General features: G+C 70.3%; 23 protein-coding genes. 12 read left to right on the top strand and 11 right to left on the bottom strand.

All coding sequences use genetic code 11. The features are described from left to right. Window positions 1–19: 19 nt before the first annotated feature. Window positions 20–493: an SAV_6107 family HEPN domain-containing protein gene (locus ABZX12_RS04890; RefSeq protein ID WP_355689897.1), complete on the bottom strand. Its 474-nt coding sequence runs from the start codon at window positions 491–493 to the stop codon at window positions 20–22. Continuing rightward, complete coding sequence (locus ABZX12_RS04885; protein ID WP_355689895.1) at window positions 490–1,161, bottom strand: DUF6504 family protein; 672 nt, start codon at window positions 1,159–1,161, stop codon at window positions 490–492. Before ABZX12_RS04885 ends, ABZX12_RS04890 begins: the two co-directional genes overlap by 4 nt. A 328-nt stretch (window positions 1,162–1,489) precedes the next feature. On the opposite strand from ABZX12_RS04885, the gene ABZX12_RS04880 reads away from it, so the two are divergent. Together ABZX12_RS04880 and ABZX12_RS04875 are read left to right on the top strand one after the other, a co-directional pair. After that, a complete protein-coding gene (locus ABZX12_RS04880; RefSeq protein ID WP_355689894.1) occupies window positions 1,490–2,089 on the top strand; it encodes a DM13 domain-containing protein in 600 nt (199 codons plus the stop codon). A gap of 9 nt (window positions 2,090–2,098) precedes the next feature. Next, complete coding sequence (locus ABZX12_RS04875; protein ID WP_355689892.1) at window positions 2,099–2,569, top strand: YbaK/EbsC family protein; 471 nt, start codon at window positions 2,099–2,101, stop codon at window positions 2,567–2,569. Here ABZX12_RS04875 and ABZX12_RS04870 read toward each other — a convergent pair. Next, on the bottom strand, window positions 2,556–3,293 hold the full coding sequence (locus ABZX12_RS04870) for a nucleotidyltransferase domain-containing protein (protein ID WP_355689890.1): 738 nt from the start codon (window positions 3,291–3,293) through the stop codon (window positions 2,556–2,558). The two genes, ABZX12_RS04875 and ABZX12_RS04870, sit on opposite strands and share 14 nt — an antisense overlap. A 10-nt stretch (window positions 3,294–3,303) precedes the next feature. Next, window positions 3,304–5,241 carry an N-acetylmuramoyl-L-alanine amidase gene (locus ABZX12_RS04865; RefSeq protein WP_355689889.1) on the bottom strand — a complete coding sequence of 646 codons (1,938 nt, stop codon included), beginning with the start codon at window positions 5,239–5,241 and terminating at the stop codon, window positions 3,304–3,306. Window positions 5,242–5,388: 147 nt separating this feature from the next. On the opposite strand from ABZX12_RS04865, the gene ABZX12_RS04860 reads away from it, so the two are divergent. From ABZX12_RS04860 to ABZX12_RS04850, 3 genes are all read left to right on the top strand, one after another. Beyond that, on the top strand, window positions 5,389–5,997 hold the full coding sequence (locus ABZX12_RS04860; RefSeq protein WP_355689887.1) for a DUF4126 domain-containing protein: 609 nt from the start codon (window positions 5,389–5,391) through the stop codon (window positions 5,995–5,997). Next, window positions 5,997–7,304 (top strand): NAD(P)/FAD-dependent oxidoreductase, encoded by a 1,308-nt coding sequence (locus ABZX12_RS04855; RefSeq protein ID WP_355689886.1) that lies wholly within the window; start codon window positions 5,997–5,999, stop codon window positions 7,302–7,304. The genes ABZX12_RS04860 and ABZX12_RS04855 overlap by 1 nt, the downstream gene beginning before the upstream one ends. Before the next feature lie 91 nt (window positions 7,305–7,395). Next, the gene (locus tag ABZX12_RS04850) at window positions 7,396–9,612 is read left to right on the top strand and encodes a UvrD-helicase domain-containing protein (protein WP_355689884.1); all 2,217 of its coding nucleotides are present in this window, start codon (window positions 7,396–7,398) and stop codon (window positions 9,610–9,612) included. Between the two features lie 7 nt (window positions 9,613–9,619). Here the strand turns inward: ABZX12_RS04850 and ABZX12_RS04845 are convergent, their stop codons facing one another. Together ABZX12_RS04845 and metF are read right to left on the bottom strand one after the other, a co-directional pair. Then, a complete protein-coding gene (locus ABZX12_RS04845) occupies window positions 9,620–10,150 on the bottom strand; it encodes a histidine phosphatase family protein (RefSeq protein WP_355689883.1) in 531 nt (176 codons plus the stop codon). A gap of 4 nt (window positions 10,151–10,154) precedes the next feature. Beyond that, window positions 10,155–11,072 carry a methylenetetrahydrofolate reductase [NAD(P)H] gene (gene metF / locus ABZX12_RS04840; RefSeq protein WP_355689881.1) on the bottom strand — a complete coding sequence of 306 codons (918 nt, stop codon included), beginning with the start codon at window positions 11,070–11,072 and terminating at the stop codon, window positions 10,155–10,157. 58 nt (window positions 11,073–11,130) lie between these two features. Between metF and ABZX12_RS04835 the strand changes: the two genes are divergently transcribed. Continuing rightward, window positions 11,131–12,213 carry a polyprenyl synthetase family protein gene (locus ABZX12_RS04835; protein ID WP_355689879.1) on the top strand — a complete coding sequence of 361 codons (1,083 nt, stop codon included), beginning with the start codon at window positions 11,131–11,133 and terminating at the stop codon, window positions 12,211–12,213. Here the strand turns inward: ABZX12_RS04835 and ABZX12_RS04830 are convergent, their stop codons facing one another. After that, window positions 12,214–12,633 (bottom strand): helix-turn-helix domain-containing protein, encoded by a 420-nt coding sequence (locus tag ABZX12_RS04830; RefSeq protein WP_355689878.1) that lies wholly within the window; start codon window positions 12,631–12,633, stop codon window positions 12,214–12,216. A gap of 76 nt (window positions 12,634–12,709) precedes the next feature. Between ABZX12_RS04830 and ABZX12_RS04825 the strand changes: the two genes are divergently transcribed. After that, window positions 12,710–13,060, top strand: a complete 351-nt coding sequence (locus ABZX12_RS04825; RefSeq protein ID WP_355689876.1) for a DUF4180 domain-containing protein — start codon at window positions 12,710–12,712, stop codon at window positions 13,058–13,060. On the opposite strand, the gene ABZX12_RS04820 is transcribed toward ABZX12_RS04825, so the two are convergent. From ABZX12_RS04820 to thiE, 3 genes are read right to left on the bottom strand one after another with little or no spacing between them, the layout of a single operon-like run. Continuing rightward, window positions 13,038–13,463, bottom strand: a complete 426-nt coding sequence (locus tag ABZX12_RS04820) for a barstar family protein (RefSeq protein WP_355689874.1) — start codon at window positions 13,461–13,463, stop codon at window positions 13,038–13,040. The genes ABZX12_RS04825 and ABZX12_RS04820 overlap by 23 nt on opposite strands. Beyond that, window positions 13,460–13,888 (bottom strand): ribonuclease, encoded by a 429-nt coding sequence (locus ABZX12_RS04815; RefSeq protein WP_355689873.1) that lies wholly within the window; start codon window positions 13,886–13,888, stop codon window positions 13,460–13,462. The genes ABZX12_RS04820 and ABZX12_RS04815 overlap by 4 nt, the downstream gene beginning before the upstream one ends. After that, a complete protein-coding gene (thiE, locus tag ABZX12_RS04810) occupies window positions 13,885–14,532 on the bottom strand; it encodes a thiamine phosphate synthase (RefSeq protein WP_355689871.1) in 648 nt (215 codons plus the stop codon). Before thiE ends, ABZX12_RS04815 begins: the two co-directional genes overlap by 4 nt. 43 nt (window positions 14,533–14,575) lie before the next feature. On the opposite strand from thiE, the gene thiO reads away from it, so the two are divergent. From thiO to ABZX12_RS04785, 5 genes are all read left to right on the top strand, one after another. Then, a complete protein-coding gene (gene thiO / locus ABZX12_RS04805) occupies window positions 14,576–15,703 on the top strand; it encodes a glycine oxidase ThiO (protein WP_355689869.1) in 1,128 nt (375 codons plus the stop codon). Window positions 15,704–15,871: 168 nt separating this feature from the next. After that, window positions 15,872–16,831, top strand: coding sequence for a LysM peptidoglycan-binding domain-containing protein (locus ABZX12_RS04800; RefSeq protein ID WP_355689867.1), 960 nt, complete (start codon window positions 15,872–15,874; stop codon window positions 16,829–16,831). A 73-nt stretch (window positions 16,832–16,904) separates the two neighbouring features. Then, entirely contained in the window at window positions 16,905–18,857 is a 1,953-nt protein-coding gene (gene pknB, locus ABZX12_RS04795) for a Stk1 family PASTA domain-containing Ser/Thr kinase (protein WP_355689865.1), read from the top strand. 43 nt (window positions 18,858–18,900) lie between these two features. Then, window positions 18,901–19,782 (top strand): DMT family transporter, encoded by an 882-nt coding sequence (locus ABZX12_RS04790; RefSeq protein ID WP_355689863.1) that lies wholly within the window; start codon window positions 18,901–18,903, stop codon window positions 19,780–19,782. Between the two features lie 8 nt (window positions 19,783–19,790). Then, complete coding sequence (locus ABZX12_RS04785; RefSeq protein ID WP_355689862.1) at window positions 19,791–20,981, top strand: glucoamylase; 1,191 nt, start codon at window positions 19,791–19,793, stop codon at window positions 20,979–20,981. Here the strand turns inward: ABZX12_RS04785 and ABZX12_RS04780 are convergent, their stop codons facing one another. Further along, window positions 20,982–22,052 (bottom strand): glycoside hydrolase family 172 protein, encoded by a 1,071-nt coding sequence (locus ABZX12_RS04780; protein WP_355689860.1) that lies wholly within the window; start codon window positions 22,050–22,052, stop codon window positions 20,982–20,984. Between the last annotated feature and the right edge of the window lie 33 nt (window positions 22,053–22,085).

Here is a 22,085-nt window from a genome sequence, read left to right as displayed (position 1 = left end):
CGCGGGACGGATGCGCGCCTCAGCTGGCTTGCATCCAAGACTGGGTCAGGACGGACTGCGGGTCGGTGGTCGCGGTGAGCACCGGGGTGGTGGACAACCGCAGGCTGGCCTCCACCTGGGTGTAGAACGTCTCCACGGCGCGGATCAGGTCGTCCGCCTCGCGGGTGCTGACGGCGCGCTCCAGCCCGGCCTCGGCGGCGGCGCGCTGGGCGGCGCCGGCGGCGAAGAACGTGGCCCACTCGCCGAACTCGGGCGCGACCTCGGCGAGCAGCACCCAGGCGTTGCGCTGGACTCGCCGGCGGCTGCCCGACCGGACCGGGCGGGCACGGACGGCGAGCACGGCGGCCGCCACCCGGAGCGCCGCGACGTGGGCGCTCGAGTAGCGGATCAGATGGTCGTTGGTCTCCGTCGCCTCGGCCAGGGCGGCGCGGGCACGAAACAGCTCTCGGCCGGCCGCGCCGGCGGCGGCCGGTGACACCGGTGAAACAGTCATCGGTCGGTCACCCTCTCCAGTTGCCAACGGCCCGAGTCCGGGTCGTGGGCGAGATCGAACATCTCCTGCCGGCCGCTCCGGCCGCAGCCGGCGTCCACCCGGAAGACCGTGCGCTCCGGTCCCCAGTCGGCGTCCAGCACCCCGACGGCCGCCGGAGTGGCGACGACGGAACGCGTGCCCGCGGGATGCGTGGCAGCGGGAAGCGTGGCAGCGGGAAGCGTGGCAGCGGGAAGCGTGGCAGCGGGGCGCGAGCGGGGGTTGGCCGCCGCTGCCACGCCGACTGGGTGCGCCCGGGCCGGACGGGCCGCGGCGCGGGCCGCCGAGCAGGCCTCGGCGACGGCGACCGCGTCGATCCGGGCCAGCGAATCGACACCCGCTGCTCGGCGGTCGGCCCGTGAGTCGGCCCGTGGGTCGATCCGGTCGAACGCGCGGTCGGCGCGGGCGTCGTACGCAGAGGTGGCGCCGGCGAAGTCGGTGCGGGCGGCGTGCGGATCGTGGGTGTCGCCGGTGCCGATGACGCCGCGCTCCCACCAGGCCGCGGTCTCGGTCCACTGGGACCTGACCGCGCGGACCCGCCAGAGGCGGCCGCGCCAGAGGAACTGGTCGGGGACCTGCACACCGTCCACCGCGATCGAGTGCACCTCGACGGCGTCGTCGAACTCCCACATGTCCCATCGCCTCCTGATCACCACCGGCCCCGAGTCGGCGGCCCGGCGGGTGGGCACGGGGTGGGGGTCGAGGACCACCCCGGTGCCGGACCCGCCGGGACCACCGGATTCCGATGCGGCCGCAACTCCGCACCGGAGCCGTCCAGTTGTCCGGTCCACCTCGGTCCGGCCTCCCGACGAAACCGGGTCCGAGGTAATCGAACATCTGTTCGAACAAGGGAAGCGTATCGCCGTCCGCCGACAGTCGTCAACGTTCCGTAAGCCCGGCGCGCCGCCGGGGGCGCGGTCCGGGCCCCAGACTGGAAGCTCCGGGACGGAGGGACGAACGATGCGGAAACGGGCAGCCGGAACGGCCGCGGCGGCGGTCGCCGTCGTGGTGGCAGCGATCGCGCTGCCGCTCTTCCAGCCGTGGCGGCTCGTCACCGACAAGGTCGTCGACGAGGCGCTGCCGGGCGCTGTTCCGATCTCCACGACTTCATCGTCGACGACGCCACCGACAATTTCCGCCGCCCCGAAACAGCCGACACCACAGCCGACCTCGAAGCCGACCTCACAGCCCGTACCGAGGTCAGGGCCACAGACCAAAGTTCTGCTGACCGGGAAGCTGATCTCGCACGAACACAGCACCTCCGGCACGGTCGCCGTACTCGCCCTCCCCGACGGCAGCCGGATCCTCCGGATCGAGAACCTGGACACCTCCGACGGTCCCGACCTGAAGGTCTGGCTGAGCGACGCGAAGGTGGTCGCCGGCAAGGCCGGCTGGCACGTCTTCGACGACGGGCGGTACCGCAAGCTGGGCGACCTGAAAGGCAACCACGGCAACCAGAACTACGCGATCCCCGAAGACATTCAGCTCGGCGACTTCCGCAGTGCGGTGATCTGGTGCGACCGCTTCAATGTTTCGTTCGGCGCCGCCGCACTCGCCTAAGCTCACCCCGTGAGCAGTCATCCCAATGTGCAGAAGGTGGCCGACGCCCTGGCGGCGGCCGGTGCGACCGGTCAGATCGTGATCCTCGACGAGGCGGTGCCGACGGCGGCGGCCGCGGCGGCCGAGCTCGGCTGCGAGGTCGGCGCGATCGCGAACAGCCTGATCTTCGCCGGCGACGGCGCCCCGGTGCTGATCCTCACCTCGGGCGCGCACCGCGTGGACACCGCCAAGGTCGCTGCCGAGCTCGGGATCGGGAAGCTGAAGCGGGCCACGCCGGAGTTCGTCAAGGAGCACACCGGTCAGTCGATCGGCGGCGTCGCCCCGGTCGGGCACCCGGGCCGCGTCCCGACGTACGTCGACACCGCCCTCGAGCAGTACCCGGTGATCTGGGCCGCCGCGGGCATCCCGCACTCGGTGTTCCCGACGACGTACGGCGAGCTGCTGAAGCTCACCGACGGCACGCCGATCAGCGTGAACTGAGGACGGCGGGAATCGCGGTGCGCACGAAGCGCCGGGTCAGCCCGGCGCGGGTGTGCCGCCACCAGGGCCCGGTGCGGAACGCCGGCCCGTAGCGGCGGCGCCGGATGTCCTCGACGACGTCCGCGGGAGCTCCGAGGCGGGGCAGGACGTCGAAGGCCGCGCGCTTGGTGATCAGGTCGCCGGTGGCCAGCGTCACATGGGCGCGCGCGATCGTGAGCAGGCTGAGGTCGACCCAGATGTCGGCGTACCAGTTCGACCGCTTCCGGGTGGCCGGCAGCCAGAACTCGCGCAGGTCCCGGCGGATGAAGGCGGAGAGCTCGTCGTCACTGGTCGGCGGCAGCAGGCCGGCCGGCGCCGGGCCGAAGAGCGTTCGGTTGCCGATCGCGAGCTCCCGGCGGGTCACCGGCGTCACCGGGCGGTCGAAGTACCGGCCCTGGGCGAACGTCGGGTGGCGCACCGACGGGTCGGCCAGCTGCGACCTCAGCATGTAGGAGCAGTGCAGCTTGGCTGCCAGCGGATCCGAGCGCATCAGCTCCTGGTGCAGTTCGGCCACTGCCGGGGTCGGCGGCGACGAGACCACGGCGACGACATCCAGGTCGCTGCGCCCCCGTTGATAGTCCCCCAGCGCCAGCGAGCCGTGCAGCCAGATCGCTTCCACGGCGGCGATTTCACGGACAGACGCGACGAAGCCGTCCAGCAGCGGCTGGACGGCTTCGTCGATCACGACAGCCAGATTAGACGGCCGGTCGGACGTCCACGTCGGCGGCCCGGACGTACGCCATCCGGTGGCCGAACCAGATCTGGTAGTACTTGTCCTTCCCGAGCACCTGGACGTGGTCCGCCGGCGGCTCGCCGGCGAACGTCACGGCCCGGTAGTAGTCGGTCTCGATGCTCAGGTCACCAACCGGGTAGGCCTGGCCCTCGCCGATCGTGTACTGCAGCGGCGTCACCGTCTGGTACGGAATGCCGGCCGGGTACGCCGACTTCTCCGGGTAGGCCCGGCCGTACACCGGCACCGACGTCCTGCCCGCCTTCGGCTTCACGACCAGCCCCGGCTTGGCGAACGCGTCAGGTGCGGACGCCGGGCTCTTGAACCAGCCCTTCGCGCCCAGGTACCAGACAGCGACCCAGTCGCCCTGCCGCTCGGCCACGACGTACTCCGAACCCGCTGCGACGCGGGAGCCCATGTCGGAGACCTCGATGGTGCCGTTGGACCCGTCCGGGTGCAGACCGAGGTCCTTGACCAGCGGTGCGTTGTCGTCCGGCGCCTGGCGCAGGTAGACGAAGTTGGTGCCCTGCGGCTTGCACGGCGTGCCGGGCGCGTCGCAGCTGTTGATCACCTGGACGTTGCCCTCGAAGCCCGGCTTGATCGTGACGATCGAGCCTGCCTTCACCGGGAACACGGACTTGCCCCAGATCGGCGCGCCGACCAGGTCCATGTAGTGCTCCCAGTCCCAGTACGGTCCCGGGTCCCAGTGCATGCCGCGGACCGTGGACGGAACCGTGCCCGGCACCTGGTCGTGGCCGATGATGTGCGCCCGGTCGAGCGGGATGTCGTTCTCGGCGGCCAGGTAGGCGACCAGCTTGGCCGAGTTGCGGTACAGCGCCTCGGTGTACCAGGTCGCGCCCTGGGCCGCGAAGCCCTCGTGCTCGATCCCGATGCTGTGCATGTTCACGTACCAGTTGCCGGCGTGCCAGGCGACGTCGTTGGCCTTCACGTGCTGCCAGATGTGCCCGTCCGACGAGCGCATCGTGTACTGCCAGCTCACGTACGTCGGGTCCTGGACCAGGTTCAGTACGCCCTGCCAGCCGCCCTCGGTGTCGTGGATGACGATGTAGTCGATCTTGCCGGTCTCCGGCCGGTTCGCCAGGTCGTGGTTGCCGTAGTCGCCGTCACCGAACTCCGAGTACGGCGCCGGCAGCCATTCGCAGCCGAGCGACGCCGGGCACTCCACGTCCGACGTGGACGGCTGCACCCCGGCCGGCAGCGCCAGCTTGCCGAGCTGCGACTTGTCCGGCGTCACCGCTACCGCCGGCATCACGATCTGCTGGCCGGTGTTGGTGGTCCGGGCCGCGCCCTTGGCCATGATCGTGTAGACGTCGTCGGCGAACCCCGCGGCGCCGGCCTTGTCCCCTGCCTCGGCGTACGACGCGACCGCGCCGTACCAGGCGGCGGGCGAGGTGTCCGCGCCGAGCGGCAGGCCGAGCGACTTCTGGTACGACGCGAGCACCGCCGCGCCGCCGTTGATGTTGGCGGTCACGTCCGTGCGCAGCGCGCCTTGGTCGAGGCCGGTCAGCTCCGACGCCTTCTGCAGCGTCTGCAGCGACTCGGCGGTCGCGACCTTCTGCTTCCCGGACAGGTCCGCCACCTCGGACGCACCGAGTCCGGTGAGGTGCATCGGGCCGTAGCCGCCGGACGTGCTCGGCGCGCCGGCGTGGTCGTCCCAGCGGGACTCCGCGTAGGAGACGGCCAGCAGGACCGACTCCGGTACGCCGTACTTCGCGGCGGCCGCGCTGTACGCCGAGGCGGCGACTGTTGACGACGTTGACGACGGGGACGGCGCACCCTGTTGGGACGCCTCGGCTGGTGGACCTCCCAACGACACGCCGGTCAAGGCGACCGGCAGCGCTACCGCAGCGAGTGCGGCAAGAATCTTCGGACGACGCAGCATGATGTTCTCCTGAACCCGTGGGCGGGTGCCGGTCACACAGACTGGCAGCCTAGTCACTGTGGGTCGAGGCGACGCGGATGTCAACGGTTAACCAAAACTCACGTCGTCGGGTTCGATACTGACGAAGAGGGATTACGGAGTACGACGATGGAAGCGCTGCCGTTGGCGGTCACGACCGGCTGGGCCAGTGGCGTGAACGCCTACGCCTGCGTGCTGATCCTTGGCCTGCTGGGCCGGTTCGCCGGCGCCGACGACGTGCCGCACGCACTGACCACCACGCCGGTGCTGATCGCCGCGGGCGCGCTGTTCGCGTTCGAGTTCGTCGCCGACAAGATCCCCTACATCGACTCGGCGTGGGACGCGATCTCGACCGTCATCCGGCCGACGATCGGCGCGATCCTGGCGGCGCTGCTGTCCGGCGAGGCGGGCACGCTGCAGCAGGCCCTGATCGCGACGACCGGCGGTGTGGTGGCGCTGCTCTCGCACGCGGTGAAGTCGAGTCTGCGGCTCGCGATCAACACCTCGCCCGAGCCGGTCACCAACATCGCCGCGTCGTCCGGTGAGGACGTCGCGGTCGCCGGGGTGGTGTCGCTGGCCGCCTTCCATCCGGAGATCGCCCTCGTCGTCGTGGGCGTCCTGCTGGTTCTCGGCCTGATCGGGGTGTACTTCGCGTTCCGGTTCATCCGGCGCGGACATGCCAGATTCAAGGCCTGGCGAGACAAACGTAGTCCTGTGACGGGGAGCAGTGCTGTCTGATGGCCGATGTGATTGTCGTCGGGGCCGGTCTGGCCGGTCTCGCGAGTGCTGTGCGGCTGGCCAAGCTGGGCCACCAAGTGACCGTTTGCGAACGCGATGAGCATCTCGGCGGCGCACTGGGCCGCGTCGAGGCCGACGGCTTCACCTGGGACGCCGGTGCGGCCAGTACGACGCTGCCGGCCGCGCTGCGCGACCTGTTCCGCAAGAGCGGCCGCCCTATCGAGAGTCTGGTACAGCTGGACCCGGTGTCCGAGCCGCGGCGCCACATGTTCACCGACGGCTCAGTACTCGACCTGCCTGTCAGCGATCGCGGTGCGCAGGAAGAAGCGTGGACAGACCTGGCGGGTGCACCTGTGGCCGCGCAGTGGACCGCTCTGGTCGACGCGTACGGCGATACGTGGCAGATCCTCCGAAAGACCTCGCTGGAGCCGCCGCTGGAGGACAGGCTGCCGATCAAGACACTCCGTGCCCTCAAGCCGTGGCAGTCGCTCGACAAGGTCGCTCAGCGCCAGCTGACCGACGACCGGGCCCGCGCCGTACTGCGACACTTCGCGGCCCAGGGCGGATCGGACGCCAAACTCACGCCTGGGTACGTCGGTGTCTGGTCGTACTTGGAGCGCACCTTCGGCCGCTGGACGATCGCAGGCGGTTTCGGAGCCCTCGCCGACGCCCTCGTACAGCGGGCCAGCGAACGGAGGATCACGGTCCGCACGAGCGCCGAGGTGGTCGCCGTCTCCACGTCCGGCGGCGCCGTCACCGGCGTACGGCTCGCTGACGGTGAGGAGTTGCGCGCGGACATCGTCGTGAGCGACATCGACCCGCGGGTCCTCTACGAGTCCTTCGTCGACGACCCGGTCGCGAAGAAGGTGCGCAAGCGGATCCTCTCGACACACCAGGCCCAGGCCGCGTACGTCGTACATCTCGGCCTGAAGGACCCGGTCCCGCAGTTGCCGTTCGAGACCGTGCTGCACGGGACGCCGACCGTTGTCGTCCGCACCAGCGGCACCGCGCCGGTCGGGCACCACGCCTGGTCCGTGCTGGTCCACGGCTACCCCACCGACGACGTCCTGGATCTGCTGGTCGCCCGTGGTCTGCACGTCCGGGACAACGTGGTGTCGCGGCAGACGTCGCCGTCCTGGTGGGCCGGAGTGGCCTGGGAGGGCTACCGGACGGCCCGCCGCCGGGCGGCCAACGTGTCGCCGGTGAAGGGTCTGTACTGCGTCGGCGCGGGCGCGCACCCGGGGTCCGGTGTACCCGCCACCACGCTGGGCGCCGCGATCGTGGCGGACGCCATCGGGAAGGCCTGAGACCCCTGTGGGGTTGGACAGGTAAGCCAACTAAGATTGGTTGTTCCTGTGTTCTGAGTCGGGGCGGGTCCCGGCCGTAGAGAGGACCTCGGTGGATCAAACCCCCACATCGGCCGATCACGACGACCACGCGACCGTGGAGCGGGCTGAGCTGGCGGCGGAGCAAGAACATGTCGACCGGGTGTACGGCCGGGTCGAGGAGGCCGCACGGTCGGCGTCCCGGATCGCGGTCGAAGGCCACCAACGCGGCCAGGCGCAGAACGTCGGCCGGGTCCGCGAGGAAGAGCAGACCGGTTTGTACGAGCGGGACGTGCTGGTGTTCGCCGCCGCCCGCCGGATCGCCGAGCTGGACGCCGAGCACGAGGGCCTGGTGTTCGGCCGGCTCGACTCCGACCGCGGCGACGACGAGCCGGCCGCCGCGACCGCGGCCGACCTCGAGAAGCTGTACGTCGGGCGCATCGGGGTCCGCGACGCGGAGTACGAGCCGCTGGTGATCGACTGGCGGGCGCCCGCGGCCGAGCCGTTCTACCGCGCCACGGCGACGGACCGGCAGAAGGTCGTCCGGCGCCGCGTGCTGCGGAACAAAGGGGCGCGGATCGTCGGCCTCGAGGACGACCTGCTGGCGCCCGAGCGCGCGCCGCAGGACCTGCCGGTGATGGGCGAGGGCGCGCTGATGGCGTCGCTGTCCCGGGCCCGTGGGCACACGATGCGCGACATCGTCGCCACGATCCAGGCCGAGCAGGACGAAGCGATCCGGTCACCGGCCCGTGGCGTCACGGTCATCGGCGGCGGACCCGGCACCGGCAAGACGGTGGTCGCGCTGCACCGCGCCGCGTACCTGCTGTACAGCGACCGCAGGCGCTTCGAGCGCGGCGGCGTTCTGGTCGTCGGCCCGTCCGCCGCGTTCATGGCCTACATCGAGCGGGTGCTGCCGAGCCTCGGTGAGAACACGGTCTCGCTGCGCGCTGTCGGCGAGCTGGTCGACGGCGTGAAGGCGACCGCGGTCGACGACGCACCGGCCGCGGCGATCAAGGGCTCGCTGCGGATGCGCGGCGTCCTGTCGCGGGCCGCGCGCGACCGGGTGCCGAACGCGCCGACCACGCTCCGGGTCTTCCTCGGTGGCGCAACGGTCGAGCTCGACGCGAACCAGCTCGACAACGTCCGGCGGAACGCACTGCGCCGGACGGCGCGCAACCGGGCGGCGACCGAGGCGCGCAAGGGCCTGATCGCCGCACTGTGGCAGCGGTTCCCGGAGGACCTGCGGACCGGTCCGCTCGGCGACCGTGAGGCGTTCGGTGACCGTGTCGCCGACACTCCGGCGTTCCGGACGTTCTTCAGCCAGTGGTGGCCGGTGCTGAGCCCGGAAGCCGTGCTGCGCTGGCTCGGGGACGCACGCCGCCTCCAGCGCTGGGCGCGCAACGACCTGACTCCCACCGAGGTCGACACCCTCGCCACGGCGATCCGCTCGACAGCAGAGTTCACGATTGCCGACGTCGCCTTGCTGGACGAGCTGAGCACCTTCCTGGGCCGTCCTCCGATCGTGGAGAACAAGGACGACGAGTTCGACTGGCTGGAAGGGCTGTCGGACGGAGTCAACGAAGTCCTGACCAGCTCGGAGCGCCGGGCCCGGGCCGCCGCCGCCCGGGAGGCGGAGGAGCCGGACGAGTATGCGCATGTGCTGGTGGACGAGGCACAGGACCTCTCCCCCATGCAGTGGCGGATGGTCACCAGGCGCGGACCGCAGGCCAGCTGGACGATCGTCGGCGACCCGGCGCAGAGCTCGTGGCCGGACCCGGACGAGGCGCGAGCCGCGATGGACTCGATGCTGTCGCACCTGCAGCGGCACGCGTTCCGGCTGTCCACCAACTACCGGAACTCGGCCGAGATCTACTCGTTCGCCGGTGAGGTGATCCGGCAGTCCGTCCCGGACGCGGACCTGCCGAACGCGGTCCGCAGTACCGGGGTCGAGCCGGAGCACCGGGTCTTCGACGCCGGCAAGGTCTCCCAGGCAGCGGGTGACGCCGCGGTCGAGCTGCTCCAGCTCGTCGAGGGCACCGTCGGCGTCATCGTGCCGCCGGCGCTGCGTCCGGCGGTCGATCCGGTCCTGGCCGAGCTCAACGACCCGCGGGTCGTCGCCGTCAGCCCGCTCCACTCCAAGGGCCTCGAGTACGACGCGGTGGTCGTCGTCGAACCGGACCGGATCGTCAGCGACACGCTAGGCGGTGTCCGGGCGCTCTACGTCGTCCTGACCAGGGCGACGCAGCGGCTGATCACCGTCAACAGCAGCACCCGCTGGCTGCCGTCCTAGACATGCCCTAGGCGCGGGGTACGACGAAGGACACCAGGTCGGCGTCGTTCGCGGACAGGTCGGCCCAGTGGCAGGTGAGGTGCAGGACCGCCAGCCCGGTGGTCGGGTACTTCTGGGTGAGCTCGACGCGCTCGGGGCTGGTGCCGTCCAGCGCGAGCTCGTCGGCGAGCCACGGGATGCCGGGCCCGTGGCCGACGACGACCACGGTGCGGGCCTCGGCCGGGGCCTCGCGGATCACGTCCAGGATGCTCTCGCTGTCGGCGTTGTAGACACGCTTGTCGTACCAGACGTCCTTGGCGGTGACGCCGGCCTCGGCGACGTACTTCCAGGTCTCGCGGGTGCGCTTCGACGGCGAGCACAGCACCAGGTCCGGTTCGATGCCCTGGGCAACGAGGTACCGGCCGGCCGCGCCCGCGTCGGCGCGGCCGCGGTCGGACAGCGGACGTTCGAAGTCCGGCATCGTCTCCGGCGGCACCGCCTTCGCGTGCCGGAGCAGGACGAGCGTGCGATCGATCAACAGGTCCGACGGGTCAGCCATTGCGTCAGGATACGACGGACGCCTTGAGGTTGAGGAAAACTTGTCGGGTCGCGGTGGATCTGTTCAGCGTAATGAAATGGATGCCGGGAGCTCCGCCGGCAAGCAAACGTTCGCACAACTCGGTCGCGATCTCGATGCCGACCGCGCGGACGGCGGCCGGGTCGTCCTCGACCGCGAGCAGCCGGCCGGTGACGGCGGCCGGCAACGCCATGCCGGTGAGGTCGGCCATCCGCTGGATCTGCTTGATGTTCGTGACCGGCATGATGCCGGGCAGGACCGGGATGTCGCAGCCGAGCGCGGCGGCCCGGTCGACGAGCCGGAAGTAGTCGTCGGCGCCGAAGAACATCTGCGTGATCGCGTAGTCGGCGCCGGCCCGCGCCTTCGCGGCGAGCACCTGCGCGTCGGCCTCGAGCGAGTCCGCCTCCGGATGCTTGTCCGGGAAGGCGGCGACGCCGACGCAGAAGTCGCCGAGCGAACGGATCAGCTCGACCAGCTCGATCGCGTGGTTCAGTCCCTCGGGGTGCGCGACCCACGGCTGGTTCGGGCCGCCCGGCGGGTCGCCGCGCAGCGCGAGCATGTTGCGGACCCCGGAGCCGGCGTACGCGCCGATCACCGAGCGGAGCTCGTCGCGGGAGTGCGCGACACAGGTCAGGTGGCCGAGCGGGGTGAGCGAGGTGTCCTGCGCGACCCGCTCGGTGACCCGGATGGTGCCGTCCCGGGTGGTGCCGCCGGCGCCGTACGTGATCGACACGAAGGTCGGTCGCAGTTGCTCGATCTCGCGGATCGAGCGCCACAGCACCTCCTCCGCCTCGGGTGTCTTCGGCGGGAAGAACTCGAACGAGAACGACCGGTCGCCGGACGCGAGCAGCTCACGGATGGTCGGCGCACCGCCGGGAAGCGTCGAGGGAAGTCCGTTCGCCATGGCGTTCAGGTTACCCGCGGTGGCCGCTGCCGTCTGCCGACCGACTACGCTCCGAGACGTGGCCCGAGATGTGGATGGCGATGTGGATGTCCCGGCCGGGATCCAGCAGGTGCTGACCCGGTTCCTGGACCGGCAGGAGGAGCGGCTGACCGCGATCGGCCCGGAGCTGGCCGAGCAGGTGCAGGCCGCGCGGGAGGCGACCAGCGGCGGCAAGCGGCTGCGTCCGTCCTTCTGTTACTGGGGTTTCCGGGCCGCGGGCGGTGATCCCGCGCAGCCGATCCTGGCGGCCGCGGCGAGCCTGGAGATGCTGCACGTCAGCGCGCTGGTGCACGACGACGTGATGGATTCCTCCGACGTACGCCGGGGCGCGCCGGCCGCGCACCGCCGGTTCGAGGCGCTGCAGCGGGAGCGCGCCGCGCAGTCGGGGTACGGCGCGGATCCGGTCGGATTCGGGGTCGGGGCCGCGATCCTGCTCGGCGACCTGTGCCTGATCTGGGCCGACGAGCTGCTGCACACGTCCGGGTTCGACGCGGCTGCGCTGGCCCGCGCGGAGCAGTACTTCGACGCCGTCCGGGTCGAGGTGACGGCCGGCCAGTACCTCGATCTGCTCGCGCAGGCCAGCGGCGAGTCGGACATGGATCTGGCGTTGCGGGTGCTGCGCTACAAGTCCGCGACGTACACGATCGAGCGGCCGCTGCACATCGGCGCCGCACTCGGCGGCGGGGACGAGCGGCTGATCACGTCGCTGTCCGGGTACGGGCTGCCGCTGGGCGAGGCGTTCCAGCTGCGCGACGACCTGCTCGGCGTGTTCGGCGATCCGGCCGTCACCGGCAAGCCCGCCGGGGACGACCTGCGCGAGGGCAAGCGGACGGTCCTGATCGCGTACGCCGTCGACCACGCGTCGGAGACCCAGCTGGCCGAGTTCGACCGGCTCTTCGGCCGCCCGGACCTGGACGACGACGAGATCCAGCTGCTGCGCGAGATCCTCCAGGACTCCCGCGCCGTGCAAGCCTGCGAGGACCTGATCACCGACCGCACCGAGGACGCCCTCTACGCCCTCGACCAGGCCGCCATCGCGGACGACGTCGCCCGGAAGGCCCTCACCGACTTGGTCGTCGCCGCCACTTCGCGCGTCGTGTAGCTACTGATCTGCCAGCAGGTTGATGAGCCGCAAGAGGTCCGCGGTGGCGGGGAGGTCGCCGAGGATGATGACCTTCAGGACGGCCCGGTCCTCGTCGTAGATCGTCTCGGCCTTGAGGTGCACGGCCTCGGGCTGGTTCAGCGCGCCGTGGATGTGCGTGCTCAGGCGGTCCGCGGTGGCCCGGTCGACGGCGTCGATGTGGACGATGCTCGACGCCTCGACGTGCCGGGCGGAGCGGTCGACCTCGACGACAGCGGTCGGCGTCCCGGTGAACTTCTCGAGGTCCTCGCGGGTGATCCGGTACTGCTTGCCGATCCGGACCGCCTTCAGGCGTCCGTCGCGGACGTAGTTGCGGATCGTGCGGACGTGCAGCCCCAGGCGGTTCGCGACCTGCTCCACCGAGTACAGCTCCTGGGCCATCTGCTCAGCGTAAAGCACGTTCCTTAGAATTCCCTATAAATAGTCAGATTCAGGCATTTAGGGTATTTTCGGGCACATGCCACGGGTACATGTCAGCGAGACGCCGCTCGGCGACGAGCTGGACGTCGTCCAGCTCATCGTCGACGCGCACTACGCGCACGCGGCCGAGTGGATCGCGTTCACGCCGGAGCAGGTCGGCGACGACTTCTTCGAGCTGCGCTCCGGGCGGGCCGGCGCGATCACCCAGAAGTTCGTCATGTACCGGATGGGCCTGGCCGTCGTCGGCGACATCTCGGGCCGGGTGGCGGCGAGCAAACCGCTCGCGGACTGGGTGCGGGAGAGCAACCGCGGCCGCAACCTGCTGTTCGCCACGGACCTCGACGAGCTGACCGAGCAGCTAGGGCTTAGAGGACCGGGAGTGAGCTGAGCAGGTCGGGGGTGGTCCGCTCCGCGACGATGACGCGGAGCTGGCCGGAGTTCGTGGTGTCCTCGGCGAAGATCTGCAGCGCGACGTCGACGGTGTCGTGGTCGTGGTCGAGCAGATGGCGCAGGCCCGTCCAGAGCACGACCTCGGGCGCGCCGGTCGAGCGGTCGCTGAGCGAGTCAGCGAGCGCGTCCCAGTTCCGGCCGAACCAGCGCGGCAGGTCGAACGCGGTCGCGCACAGGTCGAGGAAGCCGGCCTTGTCGTGGATCTCGCCGGTGTCGAGCAGCACGAACCCGAAACCCTCCGCCAAAGCATCACGACGTACGTCGTCGGCGCCGGGCGCATCCGGCCAGCGGTAGACCCCGGGCCGCAGCCCTTCCTCCAGCAGGGCGCGCAGTGACGTCATGAGGTTCCCCCGTCTTCCGCGATCCGGCGGAAGGACTTGTAGTGGTCGTCCGTGTAGTAACGCTCGCCGGCGCTCCCGGTCACGATCCGGCGGGCGCCGCGGTCCTTCTCGCCCGGCGTCTTCACGGTGTACTCGTGGTAGTAGCCGCGGTCGTGCTTCGGCAGGATCTTCTCCAGGTTGCCGAAGACGACGCCGTCGCGGCTGTACGGGTACGGGCCGCCCTGCTCGATCAGCTTCAGCGTGTCCTGCGCCTCCTTCGGGAGGTCCGCCGTGGCGACGATCCGCAGACCGCTCTCCGCGTCGACGTCCGGCTTCTTCTCGGCCGTGCCGGCCGCACACCCGAACAGCGAAGCCGCCAGCGTGATCACGAGCATCGCGATCACCACGACCGCGACGATCCGCGCGGCCTTCGGGTTGTTGATCACCCAGCCACCCTCAGTCGCCGGCTGAACTCGGCGGCCGCCGCTTCCGGGTCGGCGGCCTCGGTGATCGCCCGCACGACCACCACCCGCGTGGCCCCCGCCTCGATGACCTCGTCGAGCCGCTGCAGGTCGATACCGCCGATCGCGAACCACGGCTTCGGCTGCCGGCGCCCGGCCGCGTACGACACCAGCTCCAGACCCGCCGCCTGACGCCCCGGCTTGGTCGGCGTCTCCCAGGTCGGCCCGACACAGAAGTAGTCCGAGCCCACCTCGTCGACCGCGGCGTTCACCTGACTGAACGAGTGCGTCGAGCGCCCGATGACCGGCCCCGGTCCGGTGATCGCGCGCGCGGCGTGCACCGGCAGGTCACGTTGCCCCAGGTGCAGTACGTCGGCTCCGGCGGCGAACGCGATGTCGGCGCGGTCGTTGACGGCCAGCAACTTGCCGTGCCGCTTGCACACGTCCGCGAACACCTCCAGCGCGGCCAGCTCGTCCGCGGCCTCCATGTCCTTCTGCCGGAGCTGCACGATGTCCACGCCACCGGCCAGTGCGGCGTCCAGGAACTGTTCGAGGTCGCCCTGCTTCTCACGGGCGTCCGTGCACAGGTAGAGCCGGGCATCAGCGAGACGGTCGGTGTGGTCAGTCACACCCCAAAGCCTGCCATGTCCGCCCGGAAGTAGGGTTGAGGGCATGCCTGACGTGGTGGTTATCGGCGCCGGACTGATCGGGCTCGCGACAGCGTGGCGGCTGGCCTCGGACGGGGTACAAGTGGCGGTCTGCGACCCCACGCCAGGTGCGCAGACGTCGAATGTCGCCGCCGGCATGCTGGCTCCGGTCACCGAGGTCGAGTTCGGCGAGGACGACCTGCTGGCGCTCAACCTCGCGTCCGTCAAGGCCTGGCCCGCCTTCGCCGGCGAGCTGGAGGAACTGACCGGCCAAGCCGCCGGGCTGCACCAGACCGGGACGCTGTCGGTCGCGTACGACGTCGACGACATGTCGGTGCTCCGCCGGGTCGCCGACTACCAGAGCAGGCTCGGGCTCGAGGTGGAGGTGCTGTCCGGCCGTGACGCCCGCCGCCGCGAACCCATGCTCGCCACGGGCGTCTCCGGCGGGGTCTGGGTTCCGGGTGATCACTCCGTCGACAACAGGCAGGCCGTGGCCACTCTCCTGCGTGCCGTGGAGTTGTCCGGCGTCGAGCTCATCCGCCGGCGCGTCACACGGGTCATCACCTCCGGGGCAACGGCTGTCGGCGTACAGCTGGACAACGGCGACACAGTGCACGCGGGGCAGATCATCGCGGCGGCAGGGCCGTGGACGTCGCAGCTGGGCGGCATACCCGAGGAGCTCCGCCCGCCGGTGCGTCCGGTAAAGGGTGAGGTACTGCGGCTGCGCGTCCCGGAGGCGTACCGGCCGGCCCTGCACCACACCGTGCGCGCGACAGCTCGCGGCTTCTCCGTCTATCTGGTCCCGCGGCCTGGCGGTGAGCTCGTAGTCGGGGCGACCAGCACCGAGCTCGGCTACGACACCCGCGTGCTCGCCGGCGGCGTGTTCGCACTGCTCCGCGACGCGCGGACCGTCCTGCCGGTCACCGACGAACTCGAACTCGTCGAGTCGATCGCCGGACTCCGGCCCGCGACGCCGGACAACGCGCCGGTGCTCGGGCCGTCCGGGCTGGATCGGTTGCTCTGGGCAACCGGGCACTACCGCAACGGCGTGCTGCTGACGCCGGTCACCGCACAGGTCCTCGCCGAGACCGTGCGGACCGGAACGCTGCCCGACCTCGGGAAGCCGTTCCTGGCCGCCCGGTTCGGTCACTGACTCACCGTTGCCCGCAGCAACCGGAAAGATTGTGAACGACAACGATGTAGTTCAGCCTTGAATTGTAACCTTTACGTTACAGGCGTAACACCAACCCCATTCGCCCCTGTTGTCACATCCGTACCAGCACATACGGTCAAGTGACGTTCACACGGGGAGTTGGTTGCGATGCGCAACGTCGTACGGATTCTGAGCGGACTGGCCGTGCCGGTGCTGGCGGCGGCGGTGATCACGGCCGGTTCGCCGGGCTGGGGCGCGTACAAGGTGAAGCAGGGCGACACCCTGAGCCACATCGCCGGACGCTACGGCACGACGGTCTCGACGCTGGTCGCGCTGAACCATCTGCCCGGCAACGGCAACGCCATCTACGCAGGCGAGGTCCTCAAGGTTCCCGCCAAGGGCGCGGGGCAAGGCTCGTCGAAGAGCACCGCGAAGACGCCCGCGAAGCGCTCCCAGCTCGGCCGGGTGACGTACGTCGTGAAGCCGGGCGACACCGTGTCCGCGATCGCGAAGCGCTTCAAGTGCTCGCAAGCGAACCTGCTCGCCGCGAACGGGCTCAAGTCCGGCGCTCGCATCTACGCCGGCAAGCCACTGCAGGTCCCGGTGAAGATCCGCCCGAAGGCTCGGACCGACAACACGTTCGCCGGCCGGACGTACGCCGACCACATCGTCGCGCAGGCCAACCGGAACCGGGCGACGCTGAAGAAGCGCAAACTGCCGACGCGAGCCCAGATGCGGTCACTGATCGTGAGCACCTCGCAGCGCTACGGTGTCGACCCGGAGCTGGCGCTCGCAGTCAGCTGGCAGGAGTCCGGCTGGAAGCAGCGCGTGGTCTCGCCCGCGAACGCGATCGGCGCGATGCAGGTCATCCCGTCGACCGGCCGGTTCGCCTCCCGGCTCGTCGGGCGCGACCTGGACCTGCTGATGCCCCGCGACAACGTGACCGCCGGCGTCGTCCTGCTGAGCCGCCTGAGCGGCGCCGCCCGGCTCGACATCGCAGTGGCCGGCTACTACCAGGGCCTCGGCGGCGTGAAGAAGAACGGCATGTACCCCGACACGAAGCTCTACGTGAAGAACGTCCTGCGTATCAAGGCCCAGCTCGAACGCGGGTGGGATCCGCTGCGGTGAGCCTGAGCCAGGCACGCTGAGCTGTTATCTACACTCTCTGCAGAACGGTTTGGGGAGAGGCGGCTCACGGCAGGTGACGGACGACGTGGACACGCAGGTCAGCGACCGCCTCGTCGGGCGAGTGCTCGACGGTCGGTACCGCGTGGGCGTGCGTGTCGCGAAGGGTGGCATGGCCACCGTCTACCAGGCGCTCGACATGCGCCTGGACCGCACCGTCGCGCTCAAGGTGATGCACGACGGGCTCGGCGACGACGCCCAGTTCACCCGCCGGTTCGTGGCCGAGGCCCGCGCCGCCGCCCGGCTGTCGAACCCGAACGTGGTGGCCGTCTTCGACCAGGGCGACGACGACGGCACGCTGTTCCTGGCCATGGAGTACGTGCGCGGCCGGACGCTGCGCGACGTCATCCGCGACGAGGCGCCGCTGTCCCCCGCCCGCGCCCTCGACCTGCTCGCCCCGGTCCTGTCCGCCCTGTCGGCCGCGCACGACGCCGGCATCGTGCACCGCGACATCAAGCCCGAGAACGTGCTGATCTCCGACAAGGGCACAGTGAAGGTCGCCGACTTCGGTCTGGCCCGGGCGGTCAGTGCCAGCGGCAACACCGCGACTCAGGGCCTGCTGATGGGCACTGTGTCGTACTTGGCGCCGGAGTTGGTCACCGACGGCAGCGCCGACGCCCGCTCGGACGTGTACTCGGCCGGCATCCTGCTGTACGAGATGCTCACCGGAAACAAGCCGCACTCCGGGGACACCCCGATCCAGGTCGCTTACGCCCACGTGCACGCCGACGTACCTGCGCCGTCGCTCGAGCAGCCGAGCATCCCGCCGTACGTCGACGCGCTCGTGCAGCGCGCGACCGCGCGGGACCGGGACCTGCGACCGACCGACGCGCGGGTGTTCAGCCGGCAGGTGCACCGGGTGCGCAGCGCGCTCGACGAAGGGCTCCCGGACGACCCGGAGCTGACCGGCGACCTGACCGTGCCGATCCAGCAGATCCGGCAGGACAGCGGGTACGACGACGGCTACACGCGGGGAGAGCCTTCAGGTGAGATCCGCCACGACACCATCGTCGTACCGGTGGAGCATGGACGGCCGACCGGTGCGCCGGCCAAGACACCACCTCCGGTCAAGGCGCCACCACAGCGCAAGTCGCGCGGCCCGATCGCACTGATCGCGATCATCGCGGCCGCGATCGCGATCGGCACCGGAGCCTGGTACTACGGAATTCAGCGCTACACCACCGCGCCCGACCTCGTGAACCTGGAGCCCGCCGCCGCGACGGCGAAGGCCGAAGAGTCCGGTCTGCATACGGTCCTGGACAACCAGGACTACTCGGAGGACGTGAAGGCGGGTCACGTCATGAGCACCGACCCGAAGGCGGGCGACCGGATCCGGAAGAACGGTGACATCGGTCTCACCGTGTCCAAGGGTCCGGAGCGGTACCGGGTGCCGCAGCTCGTCGGCCTGCAGCTCGATGCCGCCCAGCAGGCGCTGTCGCCGATCAAGTTGATCACCGGGCAGATCAACGAGCAGTACAGCGAGACCGTGCCGCAGGGCCGGGTGATCGCGATCAGCCCGCGGTTCAACACGGTCGTGAAGCCGGGGACCGCGGTGAACTTCGCGGTCAGCAAGGGGAAACGGCCGATCACCGTGCCGGACCTGACCGGCAAGTCGTACAAGGAGGCGAACAAGACGCTGCGCAAGCTCGGGTTCGTCGTCGGGCGCAGCACGCAGTACGACGAGAAGGTCGCCGAGGGCAACGTGATCAGCCAGAGCCCGAACAGCGGCACCCTGTTCGCCAAGGACAAGGTCTCGCTGGTTGTCTCGCTCGGCCCGCCGCTGCGCGAGGTGCCGGACGTGAAGCGCAAGACCACCGCCGAGGCGCAGAAGATCCTCGGCGATGCCGGCTTCGTGGTCCGGGTTGAGAAGGCGCCGTTCAACCTGGGGCTCAACATCGTCGCCGCGCAGAGCCCGGGCGCGGGCAAGAAGGTCAAACCCGGCAGCACGATCGTGATCACCGTGCTCTGAGCTGTTTTGCCCTGCAGGGAACGCGTCTGATCTGATGTCCGGCGTGAACCACCCGCGTCTTGCCGTGCTGGCCCTGCTGTCGGTCGCGGCGGCGTGGGGGTCGACGTTCTTCCTGACCAAGGATCTGCTCACCAGGATGGACGTTGCCGACTACCTGGCGTTGCGGTTCCTGATCGCGTCGGTCGCGCTGGTGCTCGTCCACCCGCCCGCGATCGCCCGGCTGAGCCGCCTGGACCGCGGGCGCGCGGTCGCCCTCGGCATCACCTACGGGATCGCGCAGCTGCTGCAGACCGAGGGGTTGCGGCACACCTCGGCGAGCGTGTCCGGTTTCGTCACCGGCATGTACGTCGTGTTCACGCCGCTGCTCGGCGCGGTGATCCTGCGGCACAAGATCGGCCGGTGGGCGTGGTTCGCCGTGATCCTCGCCACGGCCGGCCTCGGCGTCCTGTCGCTGCGCGGCCTCAGCCTCGGCACCGGGGAGCTGCTGACGCTCGCGTCCGCCGGTCTCTATGCGCTGCACATCATCGGCCTCGGCGCCTGGTCGACGTCGCGGAACGCGTTCGGGCTGTCGTCGCTGCAGATGATCGTGATCACGTGCGTCTGCGCCGTCGGCGCGCTGCCCGGAGGGTTCTCGGTCCCTTCGACGGGCGGCGACTGGGTCAGCGTGGTCTACATGGCGCTGGTCGCCGGCGCCCTGGCGCTGATCGTCCAGACCTGGGCGCAGGCGCACCTGACGCCGACCCGGGCCGCGATTGCGATGACAATGGAGCCGGTGTTCGCCTCTGGGTTCGCGGTGCTGTTCGGCTCGGACGACCTGACGTGGCGGATGCTGGTCGGCGGCGCACTGGTCGTGTCGGCCATGTATCTGGTCGAGCTGGCGCCGCGGCGTAAGTTCGAGGCGGAAGTGCAGCATCTGGCCCAGTGAGGGAGATCATGCGGAAGAACCGGCGACGGGACGTGTGGTTCCCGTACGCCGTCATCGCCGTTCTGCTCGCCACACTGGCCGCCGGGACCATCAGCAACCTGGTCCGCAACCCGCAGCCCCGCCTGGTCGCCGACGGCCTCCCCGGCCGGCCGCACGCCCAGTCCTCGCTCGGGCATGACGATCTGCTGCGACACGCCCTCACCGACCTCGACGGGCTCACCCTGCCCAACGGCGCGACCCTGGCCGGCTGGAACGGTCCGTGGCGGTACGTGTGGCCGCGCGACGCGTCGTTCGTCGCAGTCGCCCGCTGTGCGGTCGGCCAGCACGACAAGGCCCTCGACGTACTGACGTTCCTGGACCGAGTCCGGCCGGCTGCAGGCCGCTGGCAAGCGCGGTACACCTCGGCCGGCGGCACTGTGGACGACGGCCGGGAGCCGCAGCTGGACGCGTCCGGCTGGGTGCTCTGGGCGACATGGTTCTGCCGTGCGGGCGACAGGTACTGGGAGCTGGTCGAGGAGTCGGCGGACCAGATCGTTCGCGAGTTGGGTCCGGACGGCCTGCCGGAGCCCTCGCCTGACTACTGGGAGCGGTCCGAGAAGGAGCTGACGATCGGTACGGTCGCACCGCTGTTGACGGGCCTGCGGTCGGCGGTCCGGATCGCCGCCGAGCAGAATCGCCCGGCTGCCGCGACGCGGTGGCAGGATGCGCTGGACAAGTTGTCGGCGGCAACTGATCGCACCTTCGGCCCGGACTACCCGCGGACGCCTACCCGCGCCACGAGCTTCGTCGAGCCCGGTGTCGAGCCGGTCGGCCTTGGCGGCGGTGCGGACGCATTCGTCACCGTGCTGGGGCCGCCGTTCGCACCGGCACGGGACATCGTGTCGACGGCGATCGACCACGCGCACGGCGTACTCACGCAACCCAACGGTGGGGTGACCCCTGGCGAGTCCTGGCGTGCGGACGGGGTGTCCTGGACGCCGCAGACCGCGCTGTTCGCTCTCAGCGCTGCCGCCCGCGGCGACCACTCCGGAGCCGAAGCCCTGCTCACCTGGCTCGACCAGCACCGAACCAGCACCGGAGCCCTTCCCGAAAAGGTCAACCGCGACCTGGAGCCGGCCGGCGAGGCCCCCCTCGCCTGGACCGCCGCCTTGGTGGTCCTCGCCGACACCGCCCTCCAGAACCCGCTGCCGATCCCGTAGCTAGCAGATCTCCATCTCGTCGTGGGTCGGCGCATCCGGCCGGGTTGTGCTCGTCTTGCCGGAGTAGAAGAACGCGGTGGACGAGATGTCGTCCTGGAGCGGCAGGTAGCGTCCACCCGAGCGCCAGCCGAGGGCCTGTACGTCGGCGCGCAGCCGCTCCTTGAAGCGGATCGGGTCCGGCAGGTGGAAGCGGTACATGCCGAACCGCTGCTGGCTCTGGTACTGCCCGTCCGGCCGGATCACCTGCGGCATCCCGAGGTACGGCGTACTGAACTCGGTGTAGCCGCCCAGGTGGGGTACGTCGAAGTTCCACGCGCCGCCGAAGTAGTCCTCGGTCCCGGTGCCGCAGATGGTCGGGAACTCGTCGTCGCCGTCCAGGTAGAACTTCACCTCGCCCTCACCCCACCAGCCGGTGCTGTTGACGCCCCAGGCCAGGTAGGTGCCGACGTAGTGCCCCGGCCCCTCAACACCGTCCAGCAGCGTGTGCACCGTCTTGGAGGGCAGCGGGTTGCTGCGACGCCACTGGGCGTGCAGGTACGCCGACTTGTCCGGCACTGCGCCGAGCCAGTAGTCCACCTGGAAGTACACGACCACGGGCTCGTCGTGGGTGTTCTCCAGCGTCAGTTGCGCCTGCGTCTGGAACGGCATCTCCCAATAGCAGTTGAACCCGCCGTTCGGGTTCACGGCGACCGGCAGCGAGTTCACCTGGGCGAACTTGCCCCAGCCGGAACAGAAGAAGTCACCGACCGGCGTCTCGATCGCCGGTGCCTGGTCGCCGTCCCAGTGCGCGCGCAGCACGAGGCGGCGCCAGTGGTCGACGTGCGTGGTCAGCCAGATATGGGTGATGCAGCCGGAACCGGCGATGTCCGCCAGCGTCACGGTCTCCCCCGCCGCGATCTCGATCGACGGCGAGACCTTCCACCCCTGGCCGAGGTCACGGGCCGCGCGCGCACCAGTCCCCTCGGTCCGCCGTCCACCCTGACCGGGCTCGCCGGTGGGGTTCTCCGCACTGATGGAGCGCGTCTCGACGTCGGCGAGCGCGCTGATGCCGGTGAGGTTCCCAAGAGTCATACCCGCGACCTTAGGCCCGGCCGGGTCCTGCAA

The sequence above is a fragment of the Kribbella sp. NPDC003505 genome (assembly GCF_040610875.1).
Classification (GTDB): domain Bacteria; phylum Actinomycetota; class Actinomycetes; order Propionibacteriales; family Kribbellaceae; genus Kribbella.
This window is presented reverse-complemented; position numbering and strand designations above follow the sequence as displayed.